This window comes from Blautia sp. MSK20_18 (assembly GCF_020553125.1).
Lineage (GTDB): Bacteria > Bacillota > Clostridia > Lachnospirales > Lachnospiraceae > Blautia_A > Blautia_A fusiformis.
Map to the genome: position 1 here is coordinate 153,834 of NZ_JAJCGR010000004.1, position 23,260 is coordinate 177,093.

Sequence of the window (23,260 nt, forward strand, 5' to 3'; positions counted from 1 at the left end):
TTCGATGTTGCCTGCAACAGCGGATAGCCCTCGGCAGAGCGCACGAGCCCCGTAGGGGATACCACCGCCCGATTTATCGGGTGGTGAGTAAGTGCGCCCTTCGGGAGTAGAACTTGTGCGTTTACATTCCCCTTAGCCGGATCATCAGCTCCCGCTTTAGGGTATCTAAATCCATTTCTTTAATATGTGGAGCAATGCTTTCCAGAATCGCTCCTTCTTGAATCAATCTGCGTGTTCTGGCATTACGTTCCTTTTTACGGTTTCTTGCTTCGATTTCTTCCAGTCTGTGTTTTGCCTGTAAAAGCACTTTTTCTTCTGGTGTCATAATTCTTTTATTTGCCATATCTGGCACCTCCTTTTTATGCCCGTATCCGGGCGATTTAGTTTTAAAATCTTGTGGTTTAGTACTATAGTTTTAGATAACTGACAGTGGCATGTCTCTGGTGATAAATAAGAAAAGAAAGTAGTACTACTGTCAGTGAAAAATAGTTATTGTGCGATGCTGCTTTGTTTCAACTCTGGTTTGAAGTGTGATTATCTAACAGAATTTTTTTCGTTTTTTTTAAATTAGCTGTTGCATTGTCCTGACGGATATTCCGGTTATTGATACGGATGGGAACACATCTCTCCAGAATCCGGTCATAAATTCGCTTGTGTGCGATATCAGCGGCGTTATTCAGCTCTGATAAAGTGAGATTGGTTGTTATGATCAGGGGCTTTTTACTGCGGTAACGGCTGTCAATCACATTGAATACCTGTTCCAGTGCAAAGTCAGAGTTCCGTTCAATTCCGAGGTCATCAATGATCAGAAGGCTGTAGCGGTTTAAGCTGTGGATGAACTGATTCCTGTCTTCAAAATGCATTCCGGTAAGGGTATTCAGAATCCGGGAAAAGTTGGTCATCAGTACCGGGACGCCTTTTTCCAGAAGGGCATTGGCAATGCAGCCTGCAAAGAAAGATTTTCCAGTACCGACATCGCCCCAGATGAGAAGTCCGGAAGCGTTTGCTTTCATCTCTTCCCAGTTACTTACATAATTGTGTGCAAGTTTCATTTCCGGATTGCTGCCGTTATCTTTGGCAAAGGTGTAGTCATAAAGTGATTTGTCCTGTAAGCCGCTGGTTTTGAGATGCTCTATTTCCATTTGCTTTTCATGAAGTTTTCTCTGGGCTTCCTCCTGTTCAAAGATCTCCTGCTGGCACTTACAGCGGATGGAAGGAATAAGAACCTTTCCCTGTAATTCATGCCTGCACTGTCTTGGCGTATTGCATTTGGAACAGTAGATCAGGTGATTTGTTTCGTTAAAATATTCATCAGACTGAAGCTCTCTGTTTGGTGTGATAGCTGTTGGTTTTTCTGTAAATGTTGTCATAATGTTTCGTATTCCTCACTTTCATAATTTCGTTGCCGGGAAACAGGATGATCCTGTCTTGCCCAACGGATGATGGTAGCTGCATGGTTTTGGTATTGCTTTCCGGTAGAAGCCATATAACCGGATAAGCGTTCCATATAGTCCTGCCAGTCAGGGATTGTCTGCCGGATATTTTCCAGCTCCGTCTCTGACAGAAAAACATTTTGAAATGTTCCATAGGGTGAGCGTGGCTCTTTACTCCCTCTTATTGTTAAATGGTTCTTTTTTATCTCTTTCTTATTACTGGACAGTTTTCTGTCTGTATCAGGGAAAGAATCCTGTCTGTCAATAGGACAGTTTTCTGTCTGTCTTGAGGAAAGAATTCTGTCTGTATTGCTGAGGGTTTCTTTCGGGATTTTTACATAGATCCGATTAGGGTGTCCGGGTCCCTGCCGTTTTCGGAAGATAAGCTCTTGTTTTTCCAGTACTGCCAGAGCAGTTTTCACCGTCATCTGGCTTTTGTGGAGAACTTCTGCCAGTGCTTCAATCGTAAAGTAGAGGAACACATGACCATTTGTATCTGACCAGCCCTCATTTTTCTGGGAAAGCCTTGCACGGTCGAGCAGGATCATATAAAGCATTTTGGCAGTTTCGTTTATTTCCATGTCCAGAAGAAAACGGGGAAACATCATATAAGATGGCAGGCTTGTGTCTGCTGTCAGAAAGTCCGTCATGTGTTCACCTCCAATCACAATGGTTTATTCTCCAAGAAAATCCCAGTCTATATCACGATCCGGCTGTTCTTTTTCAGGAGCTGGAAAGGGCATCCTGATGGGGGATTCCCTTTCCAACATGCCTGCAGTCAGCCCGGACAGAAAAATCGGCAATGACTGTTTCAGGCTGTGTTCTACTGCTTCTACAATCTGTTTCACAAAAAGTTCTTCCCGTTCCCTTGTTTCCAGATAGGGATCAGCCTGAGTGCGGTAGTAGCGGTCAAAATAATCGACCAGTGCAAGGGAGATTACCTGGCTGTAAGATTTAAAATTCTGTCTGTCCATCGTCTGTAAATATTCCCAGGCTCTCCGCTGCTGGTCTTTGTCCAGATTAAATCGCAGGTTTGTGTTGCGGATATGGTTCTGCATGGCTTATCCCCTCCTTTTCAGGCTCATATAAGCCAGAGATTCATAACCTTTGGCAGTGGCACAGATATCATCAAGGATGGTAACTCGTGATTTGTCATACGCTCCAAAGTTACGGATCAGGCATCCACCGCCTCCGACCACATACAGGCGCATCAGGCCAGGATTGTATTCATATTTGCGGAGCGTGGCAAAAATATCTGTGACATACTGTCTGGCAACAGCAGTAATACAATCCAGATAAGACGCTGAAATGTCAGCGGTTCCAAACCGCAGAATCTGCTCTACGGTAGATTCTTCAATCTTTACTCCGAAGTTGTCCAGAACAGCGTTTTTAGCGGCAATCATGCATTGGTTTACGCCAAACTTTTCTGTCCAGCACCGGCTTTCCTGTGCTTTCTTATTATTGATATACAGAATGTTCATGGTTCCGTTGCCGATATCTGCAAGAAGATTTGTCCCCTTGAAATCTCCAAGTCGGTTTACGATAGCCGGATATCCCTGCGGGTAAAGGCTGCATCCCACAAAACGGAGATGATACTCTTTGCTGTTAAATCGGTAATGGACTTCTGGATTCTGGAGCAGATAGGAACGGAAATCTTCTCTCTGGTTTCTGATCCATGTCAGAGGAAGCCCGGCAGCCAGATGAACGTCTGCTTCACGGATGGAAAAGACATTCAGTTCCCTTGCAATCGCCATGAGAGTTAGAAGATAATATTCTTCGTCCATAGCTTTATCTGGGATAAATTCTTTGTGTCCTTCGCCAATCCGGTAGTAAATGCCGTTATATTCCAGAATATTCCCGGTGAAGATGGGTTCTGTTTCATAGGCTTTGATTCCGGTTGGTGTGACGGTATTTGCTGTTTTCATGTTGCCGTAGCCGTGATCTACAGCAATGATTTTTGTGTTTCTGAGTTCTCGCATAAAAAACACCTCCATTTTCGTATTGATTAATTCAGCAGGCTGTACCGGTGTGGTACTGCTTTGCTGTGAGATAAGCATACGAAAGTTGGAGGAAAAAGACATTGAGGGAAAATTGAGTTGGAATTGAAAAATAGGATATAATTTTGTAAAATAGAGCAATTTCTTTAGTTTTTTATAGCCCTGCATTTTTTTGTTATAAACGTTCATTAAATGTTGACATGTTATTATATAAATGGTAAAATTGTACAATAAAATGTGGAAAGTTGGATGGAATTTATTGAATTATAATAAAACTAATCGTACTTAACTGGCGGCTTATGTATTTGTAGAACTTAGAATAATAGAAAATTTAAAATATTATCAATTTTTACAGCTGTTGCAATGCTTTCAGTAGGAACAACAGTTTTTGCAAGTCCTTAACTGTTGTTTGATAAGGAGTGTAGTTTTATACAAATAGTGATATTATTGCAAAAAACTAGGATTTTATAAAAATAAAAAAATCAAGTCTATAGCTGTTTGAAGTGAGGAGAAAAGCGTATGAGAAATGTGTTGGCAACGGACATAAAAAACAATATTCGAAGCATTCGCTTTATTTTGGGGATTTTTCTAATCGTTTCGGCTACCCTGATGTCTGAGCATGAGATGTTGCAGAAGATCATAAATGCAGGCGGATCTGCAGAAGGACCAGGCTGGTTCGTAGCATACACCTATTGTATGAACAGCGTTAATATGCTTCTGTTTGTTCCCATTGCCGTTGCTTTTGCGGGTGGAGAGAATACGGAGGCTGAGCTGCACAGTCGTTTTTTTCTGTTCAGTTATATCCGTTCAGGGAGAAAACAGTATCTCGTAGGAAAAGCAGCAGGATTGTTGGTCTCCGGAGGTTTGACAGCTTTTTTAGCCATGGTGTTCCTTCTTGTAATCTGTATACTGAGGTTCGGTCAGTATCCTTCTCTGATTGACGGAAATTATGAGATGGCAGTGCTTGTGGGCAGAACGGCGGTAAGCTTTCTGAGATTGTTTTTAAATGGCGCTTTTTGGGCGCTAATTGGCGGTACGTCGGCTGTCATAACAAAAAATCGCTATATGTCCTATGCCGTTCCTTTTATTCTTTATTATGTCCTGACCGTATTTCAGGAGCGTTACTATCAAAAAGCATTCTTTCTGAGTCCCCGCTATTGGGCGGCGTCTATTTACTACAATGATATCTTCTGCATTGCTATATTAGCGGTTGGAAGTTTTTTAACGGCACTGATCTTTATGTGCGCAATAGAAAGAAGGTTGCGGTATGCGTGATATTAAACAGGCTTTTTGGATTGCAGGCCAGAATTTCTATGGATGGAAAAAAAGTCCGAGGATCTGGATGACCTTTATTTTGGCAGCTATATTATGTCTGATGCTGTCGGATCAGATTATTTCCCATGCGATAAAATATGAGACAATCCTTCAGGTATTCGAGCCGTTTATTTGGACATATGGGGATGCATCCTCTGTTATGCTGTCCTCCCTGCTTTTAATCCTGCTCTTTGCGGACATGCCATTTATCAGTCAGGCAACTCCGTATTGGCTTGTACGCACAAAACGGAAGATATGGCTTGCGGGTCAGATTATCTATGTGATCCTGGCGACTGTGATCTATAATATTTTTTTGGCTGTGATGCTTGGAATTATGGGAGCTCCCTTTTCCTTTACGGGAAATGTGTGGAGCGAAACAGCGGCAATGTTGGGCTATGGCGGTGGGGAGAGCATAACCGTTCCTGTTTCCATAAAAACAATGGAAAGCTCAACTCCTTATATGTGCGCAGCAATAGTGTTTGGACTTGTACTTTTATATACTCTTTTTATCGCAGTTCTCATGTTGTTTTTAAATCTGGCTGCGGGAAATATGGCAGGGGTGATCGGTGCTTTTGCAGTCAGTCTGTATGGGCTCCTGCTGAACCCAGATGTTTTCCGGAAACTGTTTCATTTTACAGAAAGTCAGGAATATAGGGCGAACGTGTTCTGCGGCTGGCTGTCTCCGTTGAACCAAGCTACCTTTCCCATGCACAGCTTTGGTTATGATTACCTGCCAGGGATCGGGATGAGCATGTTCATATTTGCAATATTAATCATAGCGCTGATCGGCTTGTCAGCCGTCCGAATTAAGGGCTATAATTTCTCTTTTACGCAGACAAACGAATAAATGGAGGGCAAAATGGAATATGCAATCAGGTTGAAGGGACTGACAAAATCCTTTCAAAAAGAAAAAGTATTAAAGAACATTACCCATGATTTTGAAAAAGGGAAGATTCATGGGATTATGGGGTTTAACGGTTCAGGGAAAACCGTAATGTTTAAATGCATCTGTGGATTTTTACAACCTGAGAGCGGCACAGTGCTCGTAGGGGGAAAACAGATCGGGAAGGAGCTGGACTTTCCAGATTCCGTAGGCATTATCATTGAAAACCCTGGCTTCTTTCTGGATCTCAGCGGTTTTGCGAATTTAAAGAGACTGGCGTCTCTGAAACACCGTATTTCCGATGACGATGTGAGGGCGACGATGCGTGCCCTAGGGCTTGATCCTCTGTCTAAAAAGAAGGTAGGACAGTATTCTCTTGGAATGCGTGAACGTCTTGGTATCGCACAGGCAATCATGGAAGATCCGGAGCTTTTGATATTGGACGAGCCTTTTAATGGTCTGGACAAGCAGGGGGCAGGAGAGGTCTGCGAGCTTTTGCGGGGATTAAAGGAACGAGGGAAGACTATTCTTATCGCAGCACATAACATGCTGGAGATCGAATGGCTCTGCGATACGATCTGTGAGATGGATGCAGGTGTCCTGACGCAGATAAAATAAAAATACGGGGGAAAGAATATGGGAAAGGTATTAATTAAATGCATTCAAACACCAATGCAGAAATATTTTTATGATCGTTCTTTGGATTCTGTAGTTATGGTGAATGATGAAGAATATCAGATATTAAAAACTGTGGAAAAGACAAAATTGGTTCCTGATGGAGTGTTAAGACGGTTTGTGAAAAGCGGATTATTGCGTGAGACTGCGATAGAAGAAATTGAGCATCCTGAGACAGAAAACTTACATTTGTTGGCAGAACATTATATGGGCAATCTGATTTTGCAGGTAACTCAGCAGTGTAATTTATACATTAAAATAAATAAGGTAGTCTGTTTCTAAAAAATATACGAAAACGTTAATAGTGTCAGGAAGGTATTTATAAGTTAAAGAGTTTATAATTGAAGTTTCGTGAAAAAGCGACAATTCTATAAGATATATGGAGGAAAAATGAAAAAAAGTGTTTTAGCAATTATGGTAGGTGCGTTGTGTATTATTCTTTCCAGCTGTCAGGAAACACCAGAGGAGAGTTCGGTAGTCAGCAAAGTGGATGGGATTAGCGAGGCGGCTGTCTGTGAACCTCTTAAAAAAGGAGAAAAGAGAGAGACAAATGTTCCAACGCATTGGAAATTTGAAGAAAAGAAAAGCAACGACCGTGTGGTTATCCAGGCAGATATTAAGTTGGCCGAACAAAGCATTGGCAATCTTCCAGTCATAGAGATGCAAAATCACGAGTTAACGCAGGAAGAACTGAATGGATTGATTGATTATTTTACGGACGGTGAGGAACTATATATGCCACAGATGGTGACAAAGGATGCGTATCAGGAAGTGTTAGACAGGATTTCCAGCAAGGAAGGAAGTTACTTGCAATCAGCATATTCTACATCGATTGCAGGGATTCAAAACGCAACCCGAGAGGGGATGGAGCTTGCACCGGATGAAGCGTCTGCACCGGAAAAGATGGAGATAAAATTTCAAAAAAAAACAGAGGATCACGGTGTGGAAGCGGCACGGAGTTGGATGAGTACTGAATTGGAAAACACAGATACAGAGGATTATTTTACTGCAGATGTGGGCGAGGACAGGAAGGCATATATAGAAGCAGAGCGGTATAATCAGGAAATTGACAATGACAGTAGTTTTCTCTGGATGGAGGGTTCTAATTTTATAGAAGAAGAAACAATAGAAACTGAGGAAATGCAGAGTGAGTATTACAGTAGCTTTGGCATGGATACCAACGGCTATACAGAGAAATTTCATGAACTGGCAGATGCGTATCGAAAGTGCATGGACAAGATCACCTTTACAGAGGAAGATGGAAAGGAACAGGCAGAACAAGTTTTAGAGGATTTAGGTATCGATGGAATGGGCCTTGTAGATTCTGATCGTACCGTGTGGTTCCCGAATGGCGCATGTTCAGAGCGCAATGGTCTGGGACTTGGTAGTGATGCTTTGTGGCAGGGAGATCTGGATAGAGGATTACCGGGATATCTGTATTGTTTTTCGAAAAGTGTAGAGGGTATTACTTCAGTTCCTGATGGCGTGGTTGCGGAAGAAACAGTGGATAGTTATGTGCCTCCGTTCCAGGTAGAAACAATCTCTATTCTGATAACAGAGGAAGGAATTAAATATTTTAAATGGGATGGGATATCGGAAGAAGTCTGTACGGTGACGGAAAATACAAAGCTTCTGCCTTTTGAAAAAATACAGGCAAAGCTGACAGATCAGATTTTTTATTGGTATTCCGGAAAAGGCCAGTCTGCCAACGACACTACCGCACTGGAGTATGATGTGGTAAACGCAAAATTGCAGTATACTTATACCACAGCCTATCAGGAGCCGAAACACGCATGGTTGGTTCCAGCATGGATTTTTACTGTCAGGGAAAGTATTGGTGGAAATTCTCTACAGGAGCTTTCTTATGTGATCAATGCTTATGATGGCAGTGTGATTGGAGAAGCATATTAGGGTTCAGCGACACTTGAATTTTTATTGACCATAGAATTACAAGGTTTATCATGAGAATAATAAATATGCGATATTTGGCTTGGATATATAACAGGTAAGAATAGGAATAGTGCAAATGATTAAGCTCGCATTGATTGATAACGGTATACCTTATCATATGAGAAATAACAGGAATCAAAGGATTGTTCATAAATCTTTTTTGGCTTCTAAATGCGATCCAAGTGAGTATAAAGACGATAAATCATTCCATGGCGCTGTATGCGTCGGAATTATCACAAGCATATGTAGTGATATAGAATTATGGGACTTGAATGTGACTGACTCTGCAGGAACAACACAGATCACAGTTTTGCTGGAAGCTTTGGAATGGTGTATTCAAAATAAAATAAAGTTAATTCACATGAGTCTTGGAACAATCAATTATTTTGATATTAAACCCTTATGGATTCAAATAAAAAGATTACTTGATGCTGATGCGATTATAGTAGCAGCATATCATAACAGAAATATAAAGACTTATCCAGCTGCATATCCAGGTGTTTTTGGTGTCAGGCAGGATCGTTATGGTCTTTTGGGAAATGGTCAAATTCTGTTTCAAGAACAAAAAGGTTATAATATTGAGAATTCTATTATAGCAAATTTTTCGTGGAATGGGATCGTAAATCAAGCCAATAGTTATGCGGCTCCTGTTGTCACTGGACATATTGCTACATATTTAAACAGAAAGCCCACAGCAGGATTTGATGATGTTATGGACTTTTTGATGACTATAGCAACGCATAAATCTGATTATCCGGATATACTAGAAAATGTAATAAGGGATAAAACCAATATAGAGATACCGGTAATTGCCGGTATTGATTTAGATTACGAGGAAATGATACAGCTAAAAGTGATGTTTAGTCAGAACGGTTATTACGCAATAAATCTGCAGAAAAATCCTTTAGATGAAAATGTAATTCCTTTAGAATATTATGACGATTCCAATGAGTCATTGAACGATATCCTTTATACAGTATATATAGCTTATGAACCTGATATTATTCTTTTGAATCAAGAGGAAGAAATATTTGAAAGTAGTAAGGCATCAGATATAGATATGTATATTGTGCGTAAAAATAATATGTATGAATTGTATGCAGAAGATCGAATAGGAATAACTTACAATATAGAGGATATATATGAGCTTGTTTGTCAATATTTTGCTTAACGAATAGTGAGGATGGCAATTGGATATGAGAGAAAATGGGAAAACATGGTATCGAATTTGTAAAATGTTGTGTGAATATAAAAAGTATTTTCCAGGGATTATCTGTTGCCTTTTGGGTTCATCATTCATAACGTTTATACACCCACTGCTTATAAGACAAATAACAGATTGTGGTATATTGCAGAAAAACATGAAATACATTCTTTTATTTTCTGTTATATTAATAATAATTTCTTTAACCCAGCAAGAGTTAAATATAATCCAAACAAAATTATTTTCAAATGTACATAATCAGTTTACACATTCTCTCTATAAAAAGACTTACTGGAAAATCAATAGGATGAAAATACAGTATTTTGCTGAAAGAGGAAGTGCAGAGATTATAAATACAATTGGTATGGATATTGATAATGTGTCATCTGTTGTGGATCAGATTACTCAGTTTTCTATATCATCAATTCTCCAAATAATAGGAGGAGTAGTTGGGCTGTCCTTATTAGACTGGAAATTAGCAATATTGATAGAAGCAATTATTCCACTGAAATTTATAATAGTGTCCTATTGTGCAAACAAGAAACGGGAAGTGTTTGAACAGTGGATTGAGGATAAACGAAAGTTTATGAGTTGGTTTGCCGAGTGTATAAATGGAATTCATGAAATGAAGCTCTGGAATCTGTTTCAGGTAAAAAAATCTCAATTTGAAGGTCTGCAAAAAGATTTGATGGATTCATATAAAAAGAACGCAATGCTAGATGAATATAGTACTGTCAGTGTTGTAGTAATAGACACGGTTGTAAATGCGTTATTATATATATTAAGTGGGCTTTTTATAATAAAAGGAGAATTCACTATAGGCGGAGCATTTGCTTTTATTACATATAGTGCATATGTTGTAAATCCAATTTCAGCATTGATAAACATTAAATATTATTTTGCGCAAATTGAGCCATCGGCAAAACGTCTTTTTGAGTTATGGGGACAACCGGAAGAATTGGAAATGAAATTATGTGAAATGAAACCTGAGAAAATTTATCAAGATAGGGATATGGTTTTTGAAGTAAAAAATCTTGTCTTTGGTTATGAACCAGGACACCCTATTTTAAATGGTATTTCACTATGTGTAAAAAAAGGGGAACGAATTGCGATCGTAGGAGAAAATGGAAGTGGCAAATCAACACTTTTGAACCTTTTGGCGGGATTCTACCGGCCACAAAAAGGAATAATAAAATTGTATGGAGCTCCTGTGGAATTGATGGATATACAAGATATGAGAAATAGAATTGCGGTTATAAGCCAAAGACCATATCTATTCCAAGGGACTATAGAGGAGAATGTTAATATCGATGGAAAGGCGTCAAGAGATGCAGTTGTTGAAGCATGTAGAAAAAGTGGTGCTTTAGGTTTTATTGAAAAATTGGATCATGGATTTGGACAAAAAATTGGACAAGATGGTGCAAAACTTTCTGGAGGAGAAAGACAAAAGATAGCTGTAGCTAGGGCTCTGCTGAAAAATGCAGACATTTTACTTATGGATGAGGCTACAGAAGGATTTGATGTTGAATCAAATGAAGCTTTACGTGAGTTATTACATAGTGAATTAAAAAATAAGACTATCGTTTTTATTACGCATAAGTATAAAGAACTGGAAAGTGTTGATAAAGTATATCGCCTTTCAAAAGGAATTTTAGAATTGGTGCGGAGTTAGAGATATAAATTTCTAATAGAACTGAGCCACTATGCATTTGACATATTGTATCAAACAGTAGGTTGATGACGAGATGATTGTAATGTATCGCAGATTGAACAAGCAGAGGAGCATATTTACAAGTTCTCAGGCATTGATGAAGGCAATATACCTAGACTATAAAAAATTTGAGATAGGAGGAGCGAAAAGTGTCAAAAAAAGAAAAGTGATCCTTATGTAAACGCTCCATGTCTAAGAAAAAATGGAAATGGACAAGCGCCTAGTCTTGGAGTGTATCTCAAAACTAGGCGTTTACATTATTGAGGCAATATATTTTACAAGTGTTTGTAGGAACCGTTAGTGCTTGGTGAGAAGAATACTTTTTGCCAGAGCAATTCCAGCTTGTGGATACAATTCTTGAATTGCTTGATATTTTTCTTCAATCAATTCGGGTTCGTCTGCCCATATATCCTCATAAATTTTCAAGGCTTTTTTAAAATGGGTTTTCGCTTGCGAAATATTTGCAGTGATCAGGCAGATACTTCCAAGGGATTCCTGTACCTGGGCATAATCCAAACAGTGGTTTGAATTATATTCTTTGATAATCTGTGCTAATTTCTGAAGAGCAGACAGGGCAAGGTCAGGTTCTTGTATTTCAATTAAGAGGACAGCATAATTATTAATCTGAGGAATACTGTCATTAGTATAAAGAAGCTGGTATTGTTGTAAAAGAGAGATACCCATTTTCATGTGCCTTTTAGCGAGATCAAGTTGTCCGTTGATTCGGTAAAGCCCTCCAAGATTGGAATGGAGGTTGGAAACCAGGTGGGCATTTTCTTTTGTGGTTTCTTTTATTTGAGCAAGTGCTTCTTTTTCTAATTTTATCGCTTTTTCTGTTTTGGGTTCCAGAGTTGCCTGATAATCCAATAGTAAGGCACGGTCAGATGCAGTCCCGTAAGTATTTGCTTTTATAAAATGCTGTAGTTCCTGGATGATTTTTTTCATACCCTTTTGATAGTGGTACTTCTCCATATATGGAAAAACATCTTCTAAAAATAACAGGTATTGGGGAATATCGTCCTTTTCAATGAAAAGCATGATGTTTTCTACTGTTTGAAATAATTTTTTATAATAGCTAACTTCAATGCCATGCATCAAACATATTTTTTGCAGAGAATCCAATAACGTGTGGCAGCTTGTAACAGAAGGTGCGGTCTCGGAAACTGCAATTTCCTGAATCATTGGATGCAGAGAAATAGTATGCCGGAGACTTGACTGTACAAAACCTGTCTCGATCAGATCATTCACGTCATTTAAAGTAGGCAGCTCCAGCCATTTGGAAAATATACGGGCAGAAATACCAGATGAAGGCATAAAACACATATTGCACATAATATCCTGCTGTTTCCGTGATAAGGAGTATAACGAAAACAGGGTATGGATATGGTTGTAATAGGTGGCTTTTTTGCTCTGACCATCTTTCATTACTTTAATCTTATCTTCATTATGAAGAGAAGCCTTTTCCTCTTGAAGTTTTATCAATAATTGCTCTGGAGTTAAAATTCCATTTTCCAGAAGTTTGGCTGCCAGTTCGACAGCAAAAGTATGGTAGTGTACAGTTTCTATGATTTTTTCTACGATTGCCCGGTTTTCCTCTGCTTCTGAATAAAATACAGATGTCAGTTGAAAAAGAGTGGGTATATCTTTCAGTTCTTTTAATTGAAAACTACAGTATTCAGACAGTTGGCTTCTGGTTGTAAATAAAACCCGGCAACGGTATTTTAATACGACTGACAGGCAACTGTCCTGTGTGGATGTGACATTAAAATTGTCTATGATCAGCAGTGTATCAGATTTCAAAGAGCGTAAGAAACGGTTATGTCTTTGAAAACGTTCCTGCTCACTGATTTCTGGTGGATCATCAATAAAATCCATGTCTACAATATCTTGATATAGATTACCGGTGTATTCCATATAGAGAATATTGGTGTACTGTTTTCTGTATTGCTTTGCATAGGCTTTAGCAAGCTCGCTTTTTCCAATTCCGGCAATTCCATAAAGAAATATATGTCGGTTCTCTTCAAACAAAGTATGGAGTTCATCCAGTTCTTCTTCTCTTCCTAGAAAATGACGGCATGGTTTTGGGACTTCGCTGTCCATAATGTAATCCAGAACAATCGGAGATAGAACACCTCCTGCAATCAGTTTTTGATTTCTTGTATCACGTTTAATAAATTGCCGTTCCATACCAAAAGAAAGTACTTTTGCTAAAAACAACAGCCTTGAATCAGAAGGTTTATATAGAGATACAAGTTCCTGCTTTTTTGTATCCGAAATCGTATCGTCCTGTATGAATAACGTGTAAATGTCCTGTATAACCATGTTGCAGTCTGCCATTAAGGGAAGTAAGTTCCGCTGAATGGTTGTTGCCAGTTTTTTCTGATTGCTGGGTTTTGCATAATATGAGGTTATTTTGGGACTGATTTTTGCTTGTCCGGTTATCCAGCGGCAAATTAGACCATTATCCATAGAAAAATCTTCATTTATCGGATCATTCATAAAATCTTCAAATAATTCGTATAAAAAATCAGGTTGGTTCATCTGATTGCTTTCACTGATTTGATTTTTTAGGCATGTGCTAATAGAAGAAAAATCACATCGTTCCAACAGAAATCCCTCCTTTGGTTTTCGTGTTTTATATTCTTAAAGTCTTTTTATTATAACACGAACAAATGTTCTGGACAATAGGAATTGATACTGTATAGGAAGAAAATGAATCTTAAAAACTCAATCTGCGGTCAATTTCAATTCAATGTGATTGGTGCAGAATAATTTTAGAATGTAATCAGGCTTTCGAAAGCCGAATTCAATTCATACAGAACTTTTGTACAATCCTGCCGGCATAGGATGTAGAGAGAACTGTATGCTGAAGGAGGCATATAGCATGAATACGTTATTTGATTCTGTAGAAGTTCTGGATACAAAAAAAGAAATCCAAAAAGAGAATGTAAGCTATGAACATGCAGGATATCAGATTCGAGTGCATTTTAATGGGGAAAAGACATTGATCCAGTGCATTCAGAATCTTACTGAACGAAAAATTGCAGGTTGATTTTCTTAAGTTCTTGTTGTAAAATAAAGACAATTAAAGACAATGACTACGCAAGACCGATGAAAAGAGGGATAGAATGTATCAGGCAGGAATTTATTGCCGAATTTCCATTGAAGAGCAAAATAAAGAGGGTGAATACAGCAATAGTATTCACTCTCAGATTCAGATGGCAAGAGATTATATTGCAGAGAATAAAGATATTGCAGAGAAAAAAGTTTATGTAGACGATGGGGCTTCTGGAAGTAATTTTGAAAGAACTGAATTTCGGAGGATGCTGGCAGATATTGAGCTTGGTGTTATCAATATGGTGATTTTTAAGGACGTATCTCGACTTGGAAGAGAACATATTGATACCAACTATTATCTAGGCAAATATTTCCCGGAGAAACAGATTCGGATTGTTTCGATTCTGGATAATTATGATTCAGCCGTTGGAACTTATGATGAAATGTTAGAAATAAAAACTTTGCTGAATGATATGTATTTGAGAGATACATCCAGAAAGATTAAGACAACGATTCAGACCAAAAGAAGTATGGGCGAATATACTCCGAAACAGCCCCCCTTTGGATATGTGAAAAGTAAAACAATTCATAATCATCTGGAAATTGATCCTTATGCAGCCGAGGTTGTTCGAAGAATTTACAGAATGTATCAAAATGGATTTGGCTGTACGGTTATTTGCAGGACTTTGAATGAAGATGAAATCCCTTGTCCCGCAAAATATAAAAAGGAAGTTTTAAAAACCAATTATGTATGGGATTCGGGAAAAGGTCTGTGGACATCGTCTACTGTAAGTGGAATTTTAAAGAATCCGGTCTATACTGGGGCGGTTGTGATTCGGAAACATGAAAGACCGTCTTATAAGCTGAAATACAAAAAGGCAATTCCCCTGGAAGAAATGGAGCTGGTGCCGGATGCACATGAGGCAATCATTTCTAAAGAAGAGTTTGATAGGGTTCAGCAAATAAGAAAGGGGCGCAGAGTTTCCTATTTTGATAAAAACAATGAACCACATAAATATGTGGGACTGCTCTTTTGTGGGAAATGTAAAACAGCCATGCGAAAACGTTATCTGGCATCTCATAAAGACTATGACGGATATATGTGTGGTTTTCATCAGAAGCAGGGGCAGAATTACTGTGAGCTGAATCATATTACATTTGAAAAGCTGGATGAACTGGTTGTATTTGCAATCAACCAGCAATTGAAACAGATGAAGATGGATATGAAGAATCTGGAAACTCAGATCAGACAGAAACAGCCGGAACTGGATGGTAAAATTGCAAAATTGCAGGCAAAAATAGAAAGAAATCTGGAATACCGGAAACGAGCATATGAACAGTTTATGGATGAAGTACTTTCCAAAGAGGAATATCTGGAATTAAAACAGATGTATGAAACAGAGAATCAGAAATATCAAAAAGAATTATCAGAACTGAACCATGAAGAGCAAAGGCAGCGGGCGGCGGTCAATGAAACAAAGATATGGTTGGAGCACTTTAATCGCAGAAGAATAACGGTAAAGCAGCTTACCAGAGAAGCGCTTGTGGAGTTAGTTGATAAAATTTATGTATATCCAGAGCAGAAAATAGATATATATTTTAAGTTTGCTTCAGTAGAGAGTTCACCAGATAGAATACTTGAGAAAGATGGGGTGATATGATGTATCAGATGGGTGTATATTGTCGTCTGTCGAAGGATGATGGAGAGAATAAAGTTAGTGAGAGTATTGAAAATCAGATGAAACTGATTCGTGAGTATGTGACTAAATCAGAGGATCTGGAAATCGCAGATATTTATATTGATGACGGTTATTCGGGGCTTTATTTTGCGAATAGACCGGAATTTCAGCGGATGATGGAGGATATCTACAAAGGGAAAATTCAAGGCGTTATTACGAAAGATATTTCCCGGCTTGGGCGTGAACATATTGAAACCAGTAACTATATTGAGCGTGTTTTTCCATCTTTGGGTGTGCGTTATATTGCAATTTTGGATGGCGTGGATTCTGTTCATCACAGTAATGAAGAATTGGCACAGTTTAAGACGTTGTTTAATGATATGTATAGTCGTGATATATCTAAGAAAATCAGAGGTGCATTGACCGCCCAGAAGAAACGGGGACAGTTTATGTCTGGGTTTGCCCCATATGGATATGTAAAAGATCCGGCAGATAAGCATCATTTTCTTGTAGATGAAGAAGCAGCTAAAGTGGTACGGAGAATCTTTTATATGAGTTTGGAAGGATATTCCAGGGATGGTATTGCAAAGAAACTGAATCAGGAAGGAATTCTGACACCGTCAGAGTATAAGAGAAAGGTGCAGGGATTGAAATATGCCAATGCATTAGAAAAAGCGGGTGCAAAGGGCTGGGCATATCCTACGATCAATGTAATTTTGCGAAACAGAGTTTATACAGGGGCTATGGTACAGCATAAATCAGAAAAGATATCCTATAAAGTGGAAAAGTATCAATATATTCCAGAGGAACAGCAGTATATTGTGGAAGGAATGCACGAAGCAATTATTAGCAAAGATACTTTTGAGCAGGTACAGGAACTTATGAAGAAAAGAACACGGACACCGGGATTTAATAGCGAAGTGAGAAAGGTAAATCCATACGCAGGAATTATTGTTTGTGGAGATTGCGGATATAATTTCCAGAGGGTTACTTGTCGGGACGGTTATGAGTGCGGTACCTATCACAAAAAAGGAAACACAGTTTGTTATTCTCATTTCATTAAAAAAGAAGTATTGGATTCTATTGTAAAAAATGAAATCCAAAGACAAGCGGAACTGGCACTGAAAGAAAGTGATAAGGATGAAATATTAAAAGTAGCAGATAGGAAGAAGGAGGTGCAGAGACGATGTGCAGAAGCAGACCAGCAGATTGAACGGTTACAAAAAGAACTTGCGGCTGTCCAAAAGTATAAAAAGAAAACTTACGAAAATTATGTAGATGGTGTTCTGGATAAAGAAGAATATCTCTCCTATAAGGCAGAATATGAAAAGCAGGATAAAGATATCAGGGCGAAGATTCAGTTGGCAGAACAAGAGAAAGACAGCTTTGGAGAGGCAGAAGAATCTTATGAAAACTGGATAGAGAAATTTATCAAGTATGGAACATTATCCGAAGTGACAAGAGAAATTGTGACAGAATTGATTGAAAAAATTGTTGTGAATGGAGATAAGAGCATTGATATTGTATTTAAGTATCAGTCGCCTTATCCGGTAGAAAAACAGGCAGTGTAAAGACTGCAAATTTTTTTACAGTAATTTTCCCCTAGTTATAATGAACACACAGAGGGGATTCCCTTCTGGAAAATTACATTGATACAGTTGCGGCCATGGGGCGGACTGTGATCGTTACAGGAACCGGAAATAACGGCAGTCAGCCCTGGCATGCAGGAGGAATCCTGCAGCAGGGGAAAACAGAAGAAATCCAGCTGGCGGTGGGAGCTTTTGAGCCCACATTAAATGTACAGTTATGGAAGGATTATGAAGATGAGATGGAAATTTATCTGGAAAGTCCGTCCGGAGAACGGATCGGTCCATTATATGAAAGGCTGGGGCCACAGCGGCATCTGCTGGAAAATACAGAGCTTTTGATCTATTATGGAAAACCCGGTCCCTATCAGCTGTCCCAGGAAATCTACATAGATTTCATTCCTGAGGGTAATTATGTGGACAGCGGTGTCTGGAAAGTTCTTTTAAGTGGAAAACGTGTGCGCTCCGGGCAGTATTTCCTCTGGCTGCCGGGTGGAAATGTACTGAATCGCGGAACCGGGTTTTATTCTCCTCGGGCTGTGGGAACTTTGACGATTCCTTCCACTGCCGGAAAAGTTATTTCTGTTGGAGCTTATGATTCCAGACAGAATGCCTACGCAGATTTTTCCGGAAGGGGAAGTCAGTTCCTGCCGATCCGGAAGCCTGACCTCGCAGCTCCCGGTGTATCCATCTCCGCCCCGGTTCCCGGCGGAGGCTACGCCACTGTCACCGGAACCTCCTTTGCGGCACCCTTTGTCAGCGGAAGCGCAGCTCTGCTTATGGAATGGGGGATCGTGAAAGGAAATGATCCGTTTCTTTATGGGGAAAAGGTGAAGGCGTATCTGAGGAAAGGCGCACAGAGTGTGGGCGGATATGAGGAATATCCGAATGTGGAGGTGGGATGGGGACGGTTGTGTCTGGCAGAGAGTATCCCATACGGCATATCCTGAATATATAGAAACGGACAGGATTTTCAGATACGAGCCTTATGATCCTGACATTGATAGGAAGATGAATTCAGTTACTGTCAGAGATGCTAGTGCAAATGGCGAAGCATTCACGCATAATGTAGATAAACAAAAACACAAATATAAAAAGAAGGAGGATTGGGTATGGGATTATTTGATAAGAAGATCTGTGATATCTGCGGAGAGAAAATAGGTTTATTAGGCAACAGAAAACTGGATGACGGAAATCTGTGTAAGGATTGTGCAAAAAAATTGTCACCATGGTTTGAAGACCGGCGGCACAGTACGGTAGAGGATATAAAACGTCAACTGGAATATCGTGAAAAAAACAAAAAAGCCGTAATGGATTTTTGTATAACACGTCAGATCAATACCAGAAATTACAATGTTTTTATTGATGATAATAAGGGGAATTTTACTGTTGCACGGAAGCTGGATGTCAATGAAAATCCGGATATAGTTCCTTTATCCGCTGTTGTGCAGTGCAGAGTTGATGTAGAGCGACAGCAGAACGAGGAAACATATACAACAAAGGATGGAGAAACCGTAAGCTATCAGCCACCGGTATATAAGTATGAATTTGATTATACTATGCGTATTAAGGTAAAAAATCCATGGTTTGATGATATGGATTTTCGTTTGAATACTTTTTCCATAAGCAGCGATAACAGAGGTGAATTGATGGAAGTGGAGCAGACAGGTCATCAGATCATAGCCGCCCTGACACCAAATGCGGTTGGAATGCAGCAGCCTGGGATGAACATGAGCAGCGGAATGCAGCAGTCCGGGATGTACATGAACAATGGAATGCAGCAGTCCGGGATGAACATGAACAGCGGAATGCAGCAGTCCGGGATGTACATGAACAGTGGAATGCAGCAACCCGGGATGCAGATGAACAACGGAATGCAGCAGCCCGGCGGTTTGTGGAAATGTCAGTGCGGTGCAGAGAATACCGGAAGGTTTTGCGAATACTGTGGCCAGCCAAGACCATTTTGAGTGATGATAGACAGAGTGGACAGAATTGTTCACTCTGTTTGTGATAACAGGGGTTGAGAATGGATGGTTTCTCTGAAAACTATATAATAAAATATAGCTTTATAGTATACTTATCACAGAGGTGTATTAATGAGAGAGGAATTTTCATGACATACAATAAAAAAAGGGCACTGTCGTATGGAGGAATCCTGATAAGTGTATTTCTGGCGTATTTCTGCAGGCTGGTAAGACCGGAAAATATTTTTATGAGAAATCTCGCAGATCAGTGTCGTAACTGTATTTATCTGGGAATGTATTGTGCCTGGGTGATTTATCTGGAAAAGCATGTAGTGCATAGAAAAACGCGCAGATGTCTGACTGCAATTGGCTGTCTGATGGTCTTCTGGTTTTTTGTACGGACAGTAAAATTTCATATTTTTCATGATCCGCTTGGAGAACATATCTGCTGGTATCTGTATTATATCCCGATGATCCTGATCCCGGTCCTTGGACTGGCAGCAGCGATGTTTCTAGGGGAAAAGGATGGAGAGAAAACATTCAGAAAAATTATTGCCTTGCTTGCTTTTGCGGTGGTTTTGATCATCAGTGTTTTTACAAATGATCTGCATCAGCTGGTGTTTCGGTTTTCCGGGCGGCCGCCGCTTTCAGATAGAGATTACAGCTATGGTATTCTTTTTATAGTAATCCAGGGATGGATCATATTTTGCCTGATATGGATGGAAATCATGCTGATCAGAAAAAGCAGGATTCCGGGAAGAAAGCAATTTTGGCTGCCGGTTATTCCGGGAATATTGCTTCTAGGATGGAATATCGGGAATTTACTCCGTCTGCCTCTGATCAAAACAATTGCCGGAGATATGACAGCGGTATGCTGCCTTTTGATGGCGGCAATTTACCAGGGATGTATATTATGCGGCCTGATACAGACGAACAATCGATATTTTGAATTATTCCAGACCTCCGGAGGACTGGATGCAGAGATTACGGATGATTCCTTTCAGCGTTATTATCATTCCGGTGATTTTCCTGAGCTGTCACCGGAACTGCGTAAAATTGTAATAAACAGATCAGCTGTACAGGAACAGGGAATCCGGATCAACCATATTCCTATAAGAGGAGGACATTTGTTCTGGTCAGAAGATATTTCGGTGCTTCTGGATCAGTATCAGGATATCCGGGAACAGCAGGAGGAGCTGACTGCCAGAAATCGTCTGCTGCAGAAAACCTATCAGAAAGAAGCTGAGCGGAGAAAAACAGAAGAACAGAACCGACTGCTGAACATGATACAGAATCAGACAGCCGGGCAGCTGGAATTGCTGTCACAGCTGATGGATGAGCTGGAAAGAACGGAGTCAAGGGAACACTATGACCGGATCTTGGGAAAAATCGTGGTTGTTGGTACATATTTAAAAAGAAGAAAAAATCTGGTATTGACACAATATGCATCAGACGGAAATCTGCTTACAATGGAGGATCTCAGACAGAGTCTTGCGGAATCCTGTGACAGCTTAAAATTATGTAAGATCCGGGCAGCTTATTATGTCGAAAATGGTGAAGTGCAGCTGAATGCAGATGATATACTAAAATGCTATGATACCTTTGAATGGCTTGTGGAACGATTGTTTGATACAATGCAGTCTGTTTTTTATCGTGTGTCGCAGATCGATGATGCCTTGCGGATCTCGGTTCATATTGTAGCAGAAGCAGATCTTCGGGGATTAATGTCAGAAAGACCGGAATTAAATGTGCAGCAGGAAGATGAAAACGAATGGTTTATCGGATGTATCGTATTCAGAAAGAGAGGCGGAAGATGACTGATTTTGCGGAATGCAGTATGGCAATGCAGGATTTTCTGATGATCCTTCTTGAGATCTGCCTGATTCTGGAATTGATCCTTCTGTTGATCAGGATAACCTGTTTTTACGGGAAAAAGAAAATTATAACAGCAGTGACTGTTTTTGCAGTTTCTTTTATGCTTATGGGGTTCCTGATGAATGATCACAGATATTGCCAGGGGGAAAGCGCATATCAGCTAATGCTCCGGATGTGTCCGGTCAGTGTTTTGATGGCAGCGATGGTGGTATTGTTGCTTTATCTTTACTGGGCAATCTGGAGAGAGAGACGCAGATATCATCATTCTTTGTCTTACTGGTCTGTGAATGAAGCTGTTGATGATGTTCCCTGTGGGGTGTGTTTTTCGGATCCTCTTGGAAGGATCGTTTTATGCAACGCCAAGATGCATGAACTGAGCAGGATAATGACAGGCTCCTATCTGCAGGATTATGAGGCATTGCGGAAAGTAATAAATGGAGGATCCGAAGCAGAGGGACTTCGCAGATTAAATAGTGACAGTAATGTATTTTATTTTCCGGATGATTCCGTCTGGATGTTTCAGGAATATCGTCTGCAGGAGCCGGATTGTGCAGGATATCTGCAGACAGTGGCAGTTAATGTATCAGAAATTTATTACAATGGTGAAAAGATCAGAGCAAATAATGAAAAGCTGGAAATCCTGAATCATAAGCTGGAGGAAATGTATGAAAAAATCGGAGATAAAATAAGAGAGCAGGAGACACTTGCCATGAAAATGCAGGTTCATGACAATTTTGGCCGAAGCCTTCTGTCAATACGCAGGATATTGGAAAGAAAAGAAAATCAGGATAAAATGGATGAACAGCTATCTGCATTAAAGCATCTGGTCTATATTCTTACAGATTCTTCTGTTGAGAATATGGAAGAATTATGCGCGGATACGATCAGGCATGCAGAAGAACTTGGAATTTATGTTCAGATCAGCGGGAATTTTCCTCAACATCCCTCCTACAGGCTGCTGACAGACAGAGCGATCCGTGAATGTGTGACAAATTGTGCCAGACATGCCCATGGAAGTACAGTTCTGGTGAAGATAGAAAAAGGTGCAAATGAATACAGCATCCGGATAACGAATGATGGAGATGCACCTGAAAAAAATGCAGAAGAAGGTGGTGGTCTGTCTGCACTGAGAAAAGCTGCGGAGTCAGAGAAATGTATTATGCAGGTTTCTTTTTCGCCGGAGTTTTGTCTGGTGTTGAAAATACCACTGACAGAAAGGATGGGAGTCTATGGTACGGATACTGATAGTAGAAGATCAGAGGATCATGCAGAAGTATTTTGAAAGTATTATTATGCGGGAACCGGAATTCCGACATGTCCAGACAGTTTCGGATGCCTGTGAAGCTGTAAAGATCTGCTCTTACTCGGCAATTGATCTTGTACTTATGGATGTGCAGACATTTCATAATCATGATGGGCTGAGTGCCGGAAAGATCATCAGGGAAAAATATCCATATACAAGGGTATTGGTTGTTACTTCGCTGATCGATCCCAAGGTGTTGGAAAGAGCAAAGAGCGGATGTGCAGACAGTCTATGGTATAAGGATCACGGTGAAGAGGAAATACGGAGTGTGATCTACAGAACGTTAAATGGGGAGCATGTATTTCCGGATGTGGCACCGGAGGTGGAACTTAACTGGATCACAAGCGGTGATATCAGTCCCAGACAGCTGGAGATGCTGCGCCTGTATATTCACGGGATGTCATATTCCGAGATCGCAAGGAAAATGGACTGTTCTGCTTCTGGGGTGAGATGGAATTTTCAGGAAATGATCGCCAAGGCGGGATACAGCTGCAAAGAGGATCTGATAGCAGCTGCACTGGAAAGTAAACTGATCGTAACCACACTGAAATAGAAGATCCACAGAATGCAGAAACATATTCGGACAGAGGGAGTTTGGCGTGAGCTGACGGAGCATTCACAAATATATC

At 40.0% G+C, this 23,260-nt stretch carries 21 protein-coding genes; 15 read left to right on the top strand and 6 right to left on the bottom strand.

Annotation, left to right across the window (positions count from 1 at the left end; translation table 11 throughout):
* Positions 1 to 121 precede the first annotated feature (121 nt).
* The 5 genes from LI091_RS04140 to LI091_RS04160 all read right to left on the bottom strand — a co-directional run bounded on the left by LI091_RS04140 (position 122) and on the right by LI091_RS04160 (position 3,412).
* On the bottom strand, positions 122 to 343 hold the full coding sequence (locus tag LI091_RS04140; protein WP_118227658.1) for a DUF3847 domain-containing protein: 222 nt from the start codon (positions 341 to 343) through the stop codon (positions 122 to 124).
* A gap of 169 nt (positions 344 to 512) precedes the next feature.
* Positions 513 to 1,370, bottom strand: coding sequence for an ATP-binding protein (locus LI091_RS04145; RefSeq protein WP_005428275.1), 858 nt, complete (start codon positions 1,368 to 1,370; stop codon positions 513 to 515).
* The gene (locus tag LI091_RS04150) at positions 1,367 to 2,083 is read right to left on the bottom strand and encodes a replication initiator protein A (RefSeq protein WP_005428274.1); all 717 of its coding nucleotides are present in this window, start codon (positions 2,081 to 2,083) and stop codon (positions 1,367 to 1,369) included. The genes LI091_RS04145 and LI091_RS04150 overlap by 4 nt, the downstream gene beginning before the upstream one ends.
* Positions 2,084 to 2,107: 24 nt before the next feature.
* The gene (locus LI091_RS04155; protein WP_005428271.1) at positions 2,108 to 2,491 is read right to left on the bottom strand and encodes a hypothetical protein; all 384 of its coding nucleotides are present in this window, start codon (positions 2,489 to 2,491) and stop codon (positions 2,108 to 2,110) included.
* A 3-nt stretch (positions 2,492 to 2,494) separates the two neighbouring features.
* Positions 2,495 to 3,412 carry a ParM/StbA family protein gene (locus LI091_RS04160; protein ID WP_009245410.1) on the bottom strand — a complete coding sequence of 306 codons (918 nt, stop codon included), beginning with the start codon at positions 3,410 to 3,412 and terminating at the stop codon, positions 2,495 to 2,497.
* 537 nt (positions 3,413 to 3,949) lie between these two features.
* Here LI091_RS04160 and LI091_RS04165 point away from each other — a divergent pair.
* The 7 genes from LI091_RS04165 to LI091_RS04195 all read left to right on the top strand — a co-directional run bounded on the left by LI091_RS04165 (position 3,950) and on the right by LI091_RS04195 (position 11,128).
* The gene (locus tag LI091_RS04165; protein ID WP_005428267.1) at positions 3,950 to 4,705 is read left to right on the top strand and encodes a hypothetical protein; all 756 of its coding nucleotides are present in this window, start codon (positions 3,950 to 3,952) and stop codon (positions 4,703 to 4,705) included.
* Positions 4,698 to 5,591: a hypothetical protein gene (locus tag LI091_RS04170; RefSeq protein WP_005428264.1), complete on the top strand. Its 894-nt coding sequence runs from the start codon at positions 4,698 to 4,700 to the stop codon at positions 5,589 to 5,591. The genes LI091_RS04165 and LI091_RS04170 overlap by 8 nt, the downstream gene beginning before the upstream one ends.
* 12 nt (positions 5,592 to 5,603) lie before the next feature.
* A complete protein-coding gene (locus LI091_RS04175) occupies positions 5,604 to 6,245 on the top strand; it encodes an ABC transporter ATP-binding protein (RefSeq protein ID WP_009245407.1) in 642 nt (213 codons plus the stop codon).
* An 18-nt stretch (positions 6,246 to 6,263) separates the two neighbouring features.
* On the top strand, positions 6,264 to 6,584 hold the full coding sequence (locus tag LI091_RS04180) for a hypothetical protein (RefSeq protein ID WP_265190860.1): 321 nt from the start codon (positions 6,264 to 6,266) through the stop codon (positions 6,582 to 6,584).
* A 108-nt stretch (positions 6,585 to 6,692) separates the two neighbouring features.
* On the top strand, positions 6,693 to 8,213 hold the full coding sequence (locus tag LI091_RS04185; protein WP_117636856.1) for a DUF6034 family protein: 1,521 nt from the start codon (positions 6,693 to 6,695) through the stop codon (positions 8,211 to 8,213).
* 115 nt (positions 8,214 to 8,328) lie between these two features.
* On the top strand, positions 8,329 to 9,423 hold the full coding sequence (locus LI091_RS04190; protein WP_009245400.1) for a S8 family serine peptidase: 1,095 nt from the start codon (positions 8,329 to 8,331) through the stop codon (positions 9,421 to 9,423).
* A 25-nt stretch (positions 9,424 to 9,448) separates the two neighbouring features.
* A complete protein-coding gene (locus tag LI091_RS04195; RefSeq protein ID WP_005428253.1) occupies positions 9,449 to 11,128 on the top strand; it encodes an ABC transporter ATP-binding protein in 1,680 nt (559 codons plus the stop codon).
* Positions 11,129 to 11,464: 336 nt separating this feature from the next.
* Here the strand turns inward: LI091_RS04195 and LI091_RS04200 are convergent, their stop codons facing one another.
* A complete protein-coding gene (locus LI091_RS04200) occupies positions 11,465 to 13,708 on the bottom strand; it encodes a tetratricopeptide repeat protein (protein WP_005428247.1) in 2,244 nt (747 codons plus the stop codon).
* Positions 13,709 to 14,051: 343 nt separating this feature from the next.
* Between LI091_RS04200 and LI091_RS04205 the strand changes: the two genes are divergently transcribed.
* The 8 genes from LI091_RS04205 (at position 14,052) to LI091_RS04240 (ending at position 23,184) form a co-directional block, all read left to right on the top strand.
* A complete protein-coding gene (locus LI091_RS04205) occupies positions 14,052 to 14,219 on the top strand; it encodes a hypothetical protein (RefSeq protein ID WP_009245398.1) in 168 nt (55 codons plus the stop codon).
* Positions 14,220 to 14,295: 76 nt separating this feature from the next.
* Entirely contained in the window at positions 14,296 to 15,885 is a 1,590-nt protein-coding gene (locus tag LI091_RS04210) for a recombinase family protein (protein WP_009245397.1), read from the top strand.
* Positions 15,882 to 17,474: a recombinase family protein gene (locus LI091_RS04215; protein WP_005428244.1), complete on the top strand. Its 1,593-nt coding sequence runs from the start codon at positions 15,882 to 15,884 to the stop codon at positions 17,472 to 17,474. Before LI091_RS04210 ends, LI091_RS04215 begins: the two co-directional genes overlap by 4 nt.
* A gap of 107 nt (positions 17,475 to 17,581) precedes the next feature.
* Positions 17,582 to 18,439 (top strand): S8 family serine peptidase, encoded by an 858-nt coding sequence (locus LI091_RS04220; protein WP_265190862.1) that lies wholly within the window; start codon positions 17,582 to 17,584, stop codon positions 18,437 to 18,439.
* Positions 18,440 to 18,601: 162 nt separating this feature from the next.
* Positions 18,602 to 19,456, top strand: coding sequence for a DUF4428 domain-containing protein (locus LI091_RS04225; protein ID WP_265190863.1), 855 nt, complete (start codon positions 18,602 to 18,604; stop codon positions 19,454 to 19,456).
* A 146-nt stretch (positions 19,457 to 19,602) separates the two neighbouring features.
* Positions 19,603 to 21,270 carry a histidine kinase N-terminal 7TM domain-containing protein gene (locus tag LI091_RS04230; RefSeq protein ID WP_265190864.1) on the top strand — a complete coding sequence of 556 codons (1,668 nt, stop codon included), beginning with the start codon at positions 19,603 to 19,605 and terminating at the stop codon, positions 21,268 to 21,270.
* Entirely contained in the window at positions 21,267 to 22,610 is a 1,344-nt protein-coding gene (locus LI091_RS04235; protein ID WP_021976347.1) for an ATP-binding protein, read from the top strand. Before LI091_RS04230 ends, LI091_RS04235 begins: the two co-directional genes overlap by 4 nt.
* A complete protein-coding gene (locus tag LI091_RS04240; protein WP_021976348.1) occupies positions 22,558 to 23,184 on the top strand; it encodes a response regulator transcription factor in 627 nt (208 codons plus the stop codon). The genes LI091_RS04235 and LI091_RS04240 overlap by 53 nt, the downstream gene beginning before the upstream one ends.
* The last annotated feature ends 76 nt before the right edge of the window (positions 23,185 to 23,260 follow it).

What these genes read in the sequence shown, in the direction of transcription:
- LI091_RS04160 (WP_009245410.1), bottom strand. Translation starts at nt 3,412, where the DNA reads ATGCGAGAACTCAGAAACACAAAAATCATTGCTGTAGATCACGGCTAC.
- LI091_RS04225 (WP_265190863.1), top strand. Translation starts at nt 18,602, where the DNA reads ATGGGATTATTTGATAAGAAGATCTGTGATATCTGCGGAGAGAAAATA.
- LI091_RS04230 (WP_265190864.1), top strand. Translation starts at nt 19,603, where the DNA reads ATGACATACAATAAAAAAAGGGCACTGTCGTATGGAGGAATCCTGATA.
- LI091_RS04205 (WP_009245398.1), top strand. Translation starts at nt 14,052, where the DNA reads ATGAATACGTTATTTGATTCTGTAGAAGTTCTGGATACAAAAAAAGAA.
- LI091_RS04215 (WP_005428244.1), top strand. Translation starts at nt 15,882, where the DNA reads ATGATGTATCAGATGGGTGTATATTGTCGTCTGTCGAAGGATGATGGA.
- LI091_RS04145 (WP_005428275.1), bottom strand. Translation starts at nt 1,370, where the DNA reads ATGACAACATTTACAGAAAAACCAACAGCTATCACACCAAACAGAGAG.
- LI091_RS04170 (WP_005428264.1), top strand. Translation starts at nt 4,698, where the DNA reads ATGCGTGATATTAAACAGGCTTTTTGGATTGCAGGCCAGAATTTCTAT.
- LI091_RS04210 (WP_009245397.1), top strand. Translation starts at nt 14,296, where the DNA reads ATGTATCAGGCAGGAATTTATTGCCGAATTTCCATTGAAGAGCAAAAT.
- LI091_RS04180 (WP_265190860.1), top strand. Translation starts at nt 6,264, where the DNA reads ATGGGAAAGGTATTAATTAAATGCATTCAAACACCAATGCAGAAATAT.
- LI091_RS04235 (WP_021976347.1), top strand. Translation starts at nt 21,267, where the DNA reads ATGACTGATTTTGCGGAATGCAGTATGGCAATGCAGGATTTTCTGATG.
- LI091_RS04155 (WP_005428271.1), bottom strand. Translation starts at nt 2,491, where the DNA reads ATGCAGAACCATATCCGCAACACAAACCTGCGATTTAATCTGGACAAA.
- LI091_RS04190 (WP_009245400.1), top strand. Translation starts at nt 8,329, where the DNA reads ATGATTAAGCTCGCATTGATTGATAACGGTATACCTTATCATATGAGA.
- LI091_RS04150 (WP_005428274.1), bottom strand. Translation starts at nt 2,083, where the DNA reads ATGACGGACTTTCTGACAGCAGACACAAGCCTGCCATCTTATATGATG.
- LI091_RS04195 (WP_005428253.1), top strand. Translation starts at nt 9,449, where the DNA reads ATGAGAGAAAATGGGAAAACATGGTATCGAATTTGTAAAATGTTGTGT.
- LI091_RS04240 (WP_021976348.1), top strand. Translation starts at nt 22,558, where the DNA reads ATGGTACGGATACTGATAGTAGAAGATCAGAGGATCATGCAGAAGTAT.
- LI091_RS04140 (WP_118227658.1), bottom strand. Translation starts at nt 343, where the DNA reads ATGGCAAATAAAAGAATTATGACACCAGAAGAAAAAGTGCTTTTACAG.
- LI091_RS04165 (WP_005428267.1), top strand. Translation starts at nt 3,950, where the DNA reads ATGAGAAATGTGTTGGCAACGGACATAAAAAACAATATTCGAAGCATT.
- LI091_RS04175 (WP_009245407.1), top strand. Translation starts at nt 5,604, where the DNA reads ATGGAATATGCAATCAGGTTGAAGGGACTGACAAAATCCTTTCAAAAA.
- LI091_RS04200 (WP_005428247.1), bottom strand. Translation starts at nt 13,708, where the DNA reads ATGAACCAACCTGATTTTTTATACGAATTATTTGAAGATTTTATGAAT.
- LI091_RS04185 (WP_117636856.1), top strand. Translation starts at nt 6,693, where the DNA reads ATGAAAAAAAGTGTTTTAGCAATTATGGTAGGTGCGTTGTGTATTATT.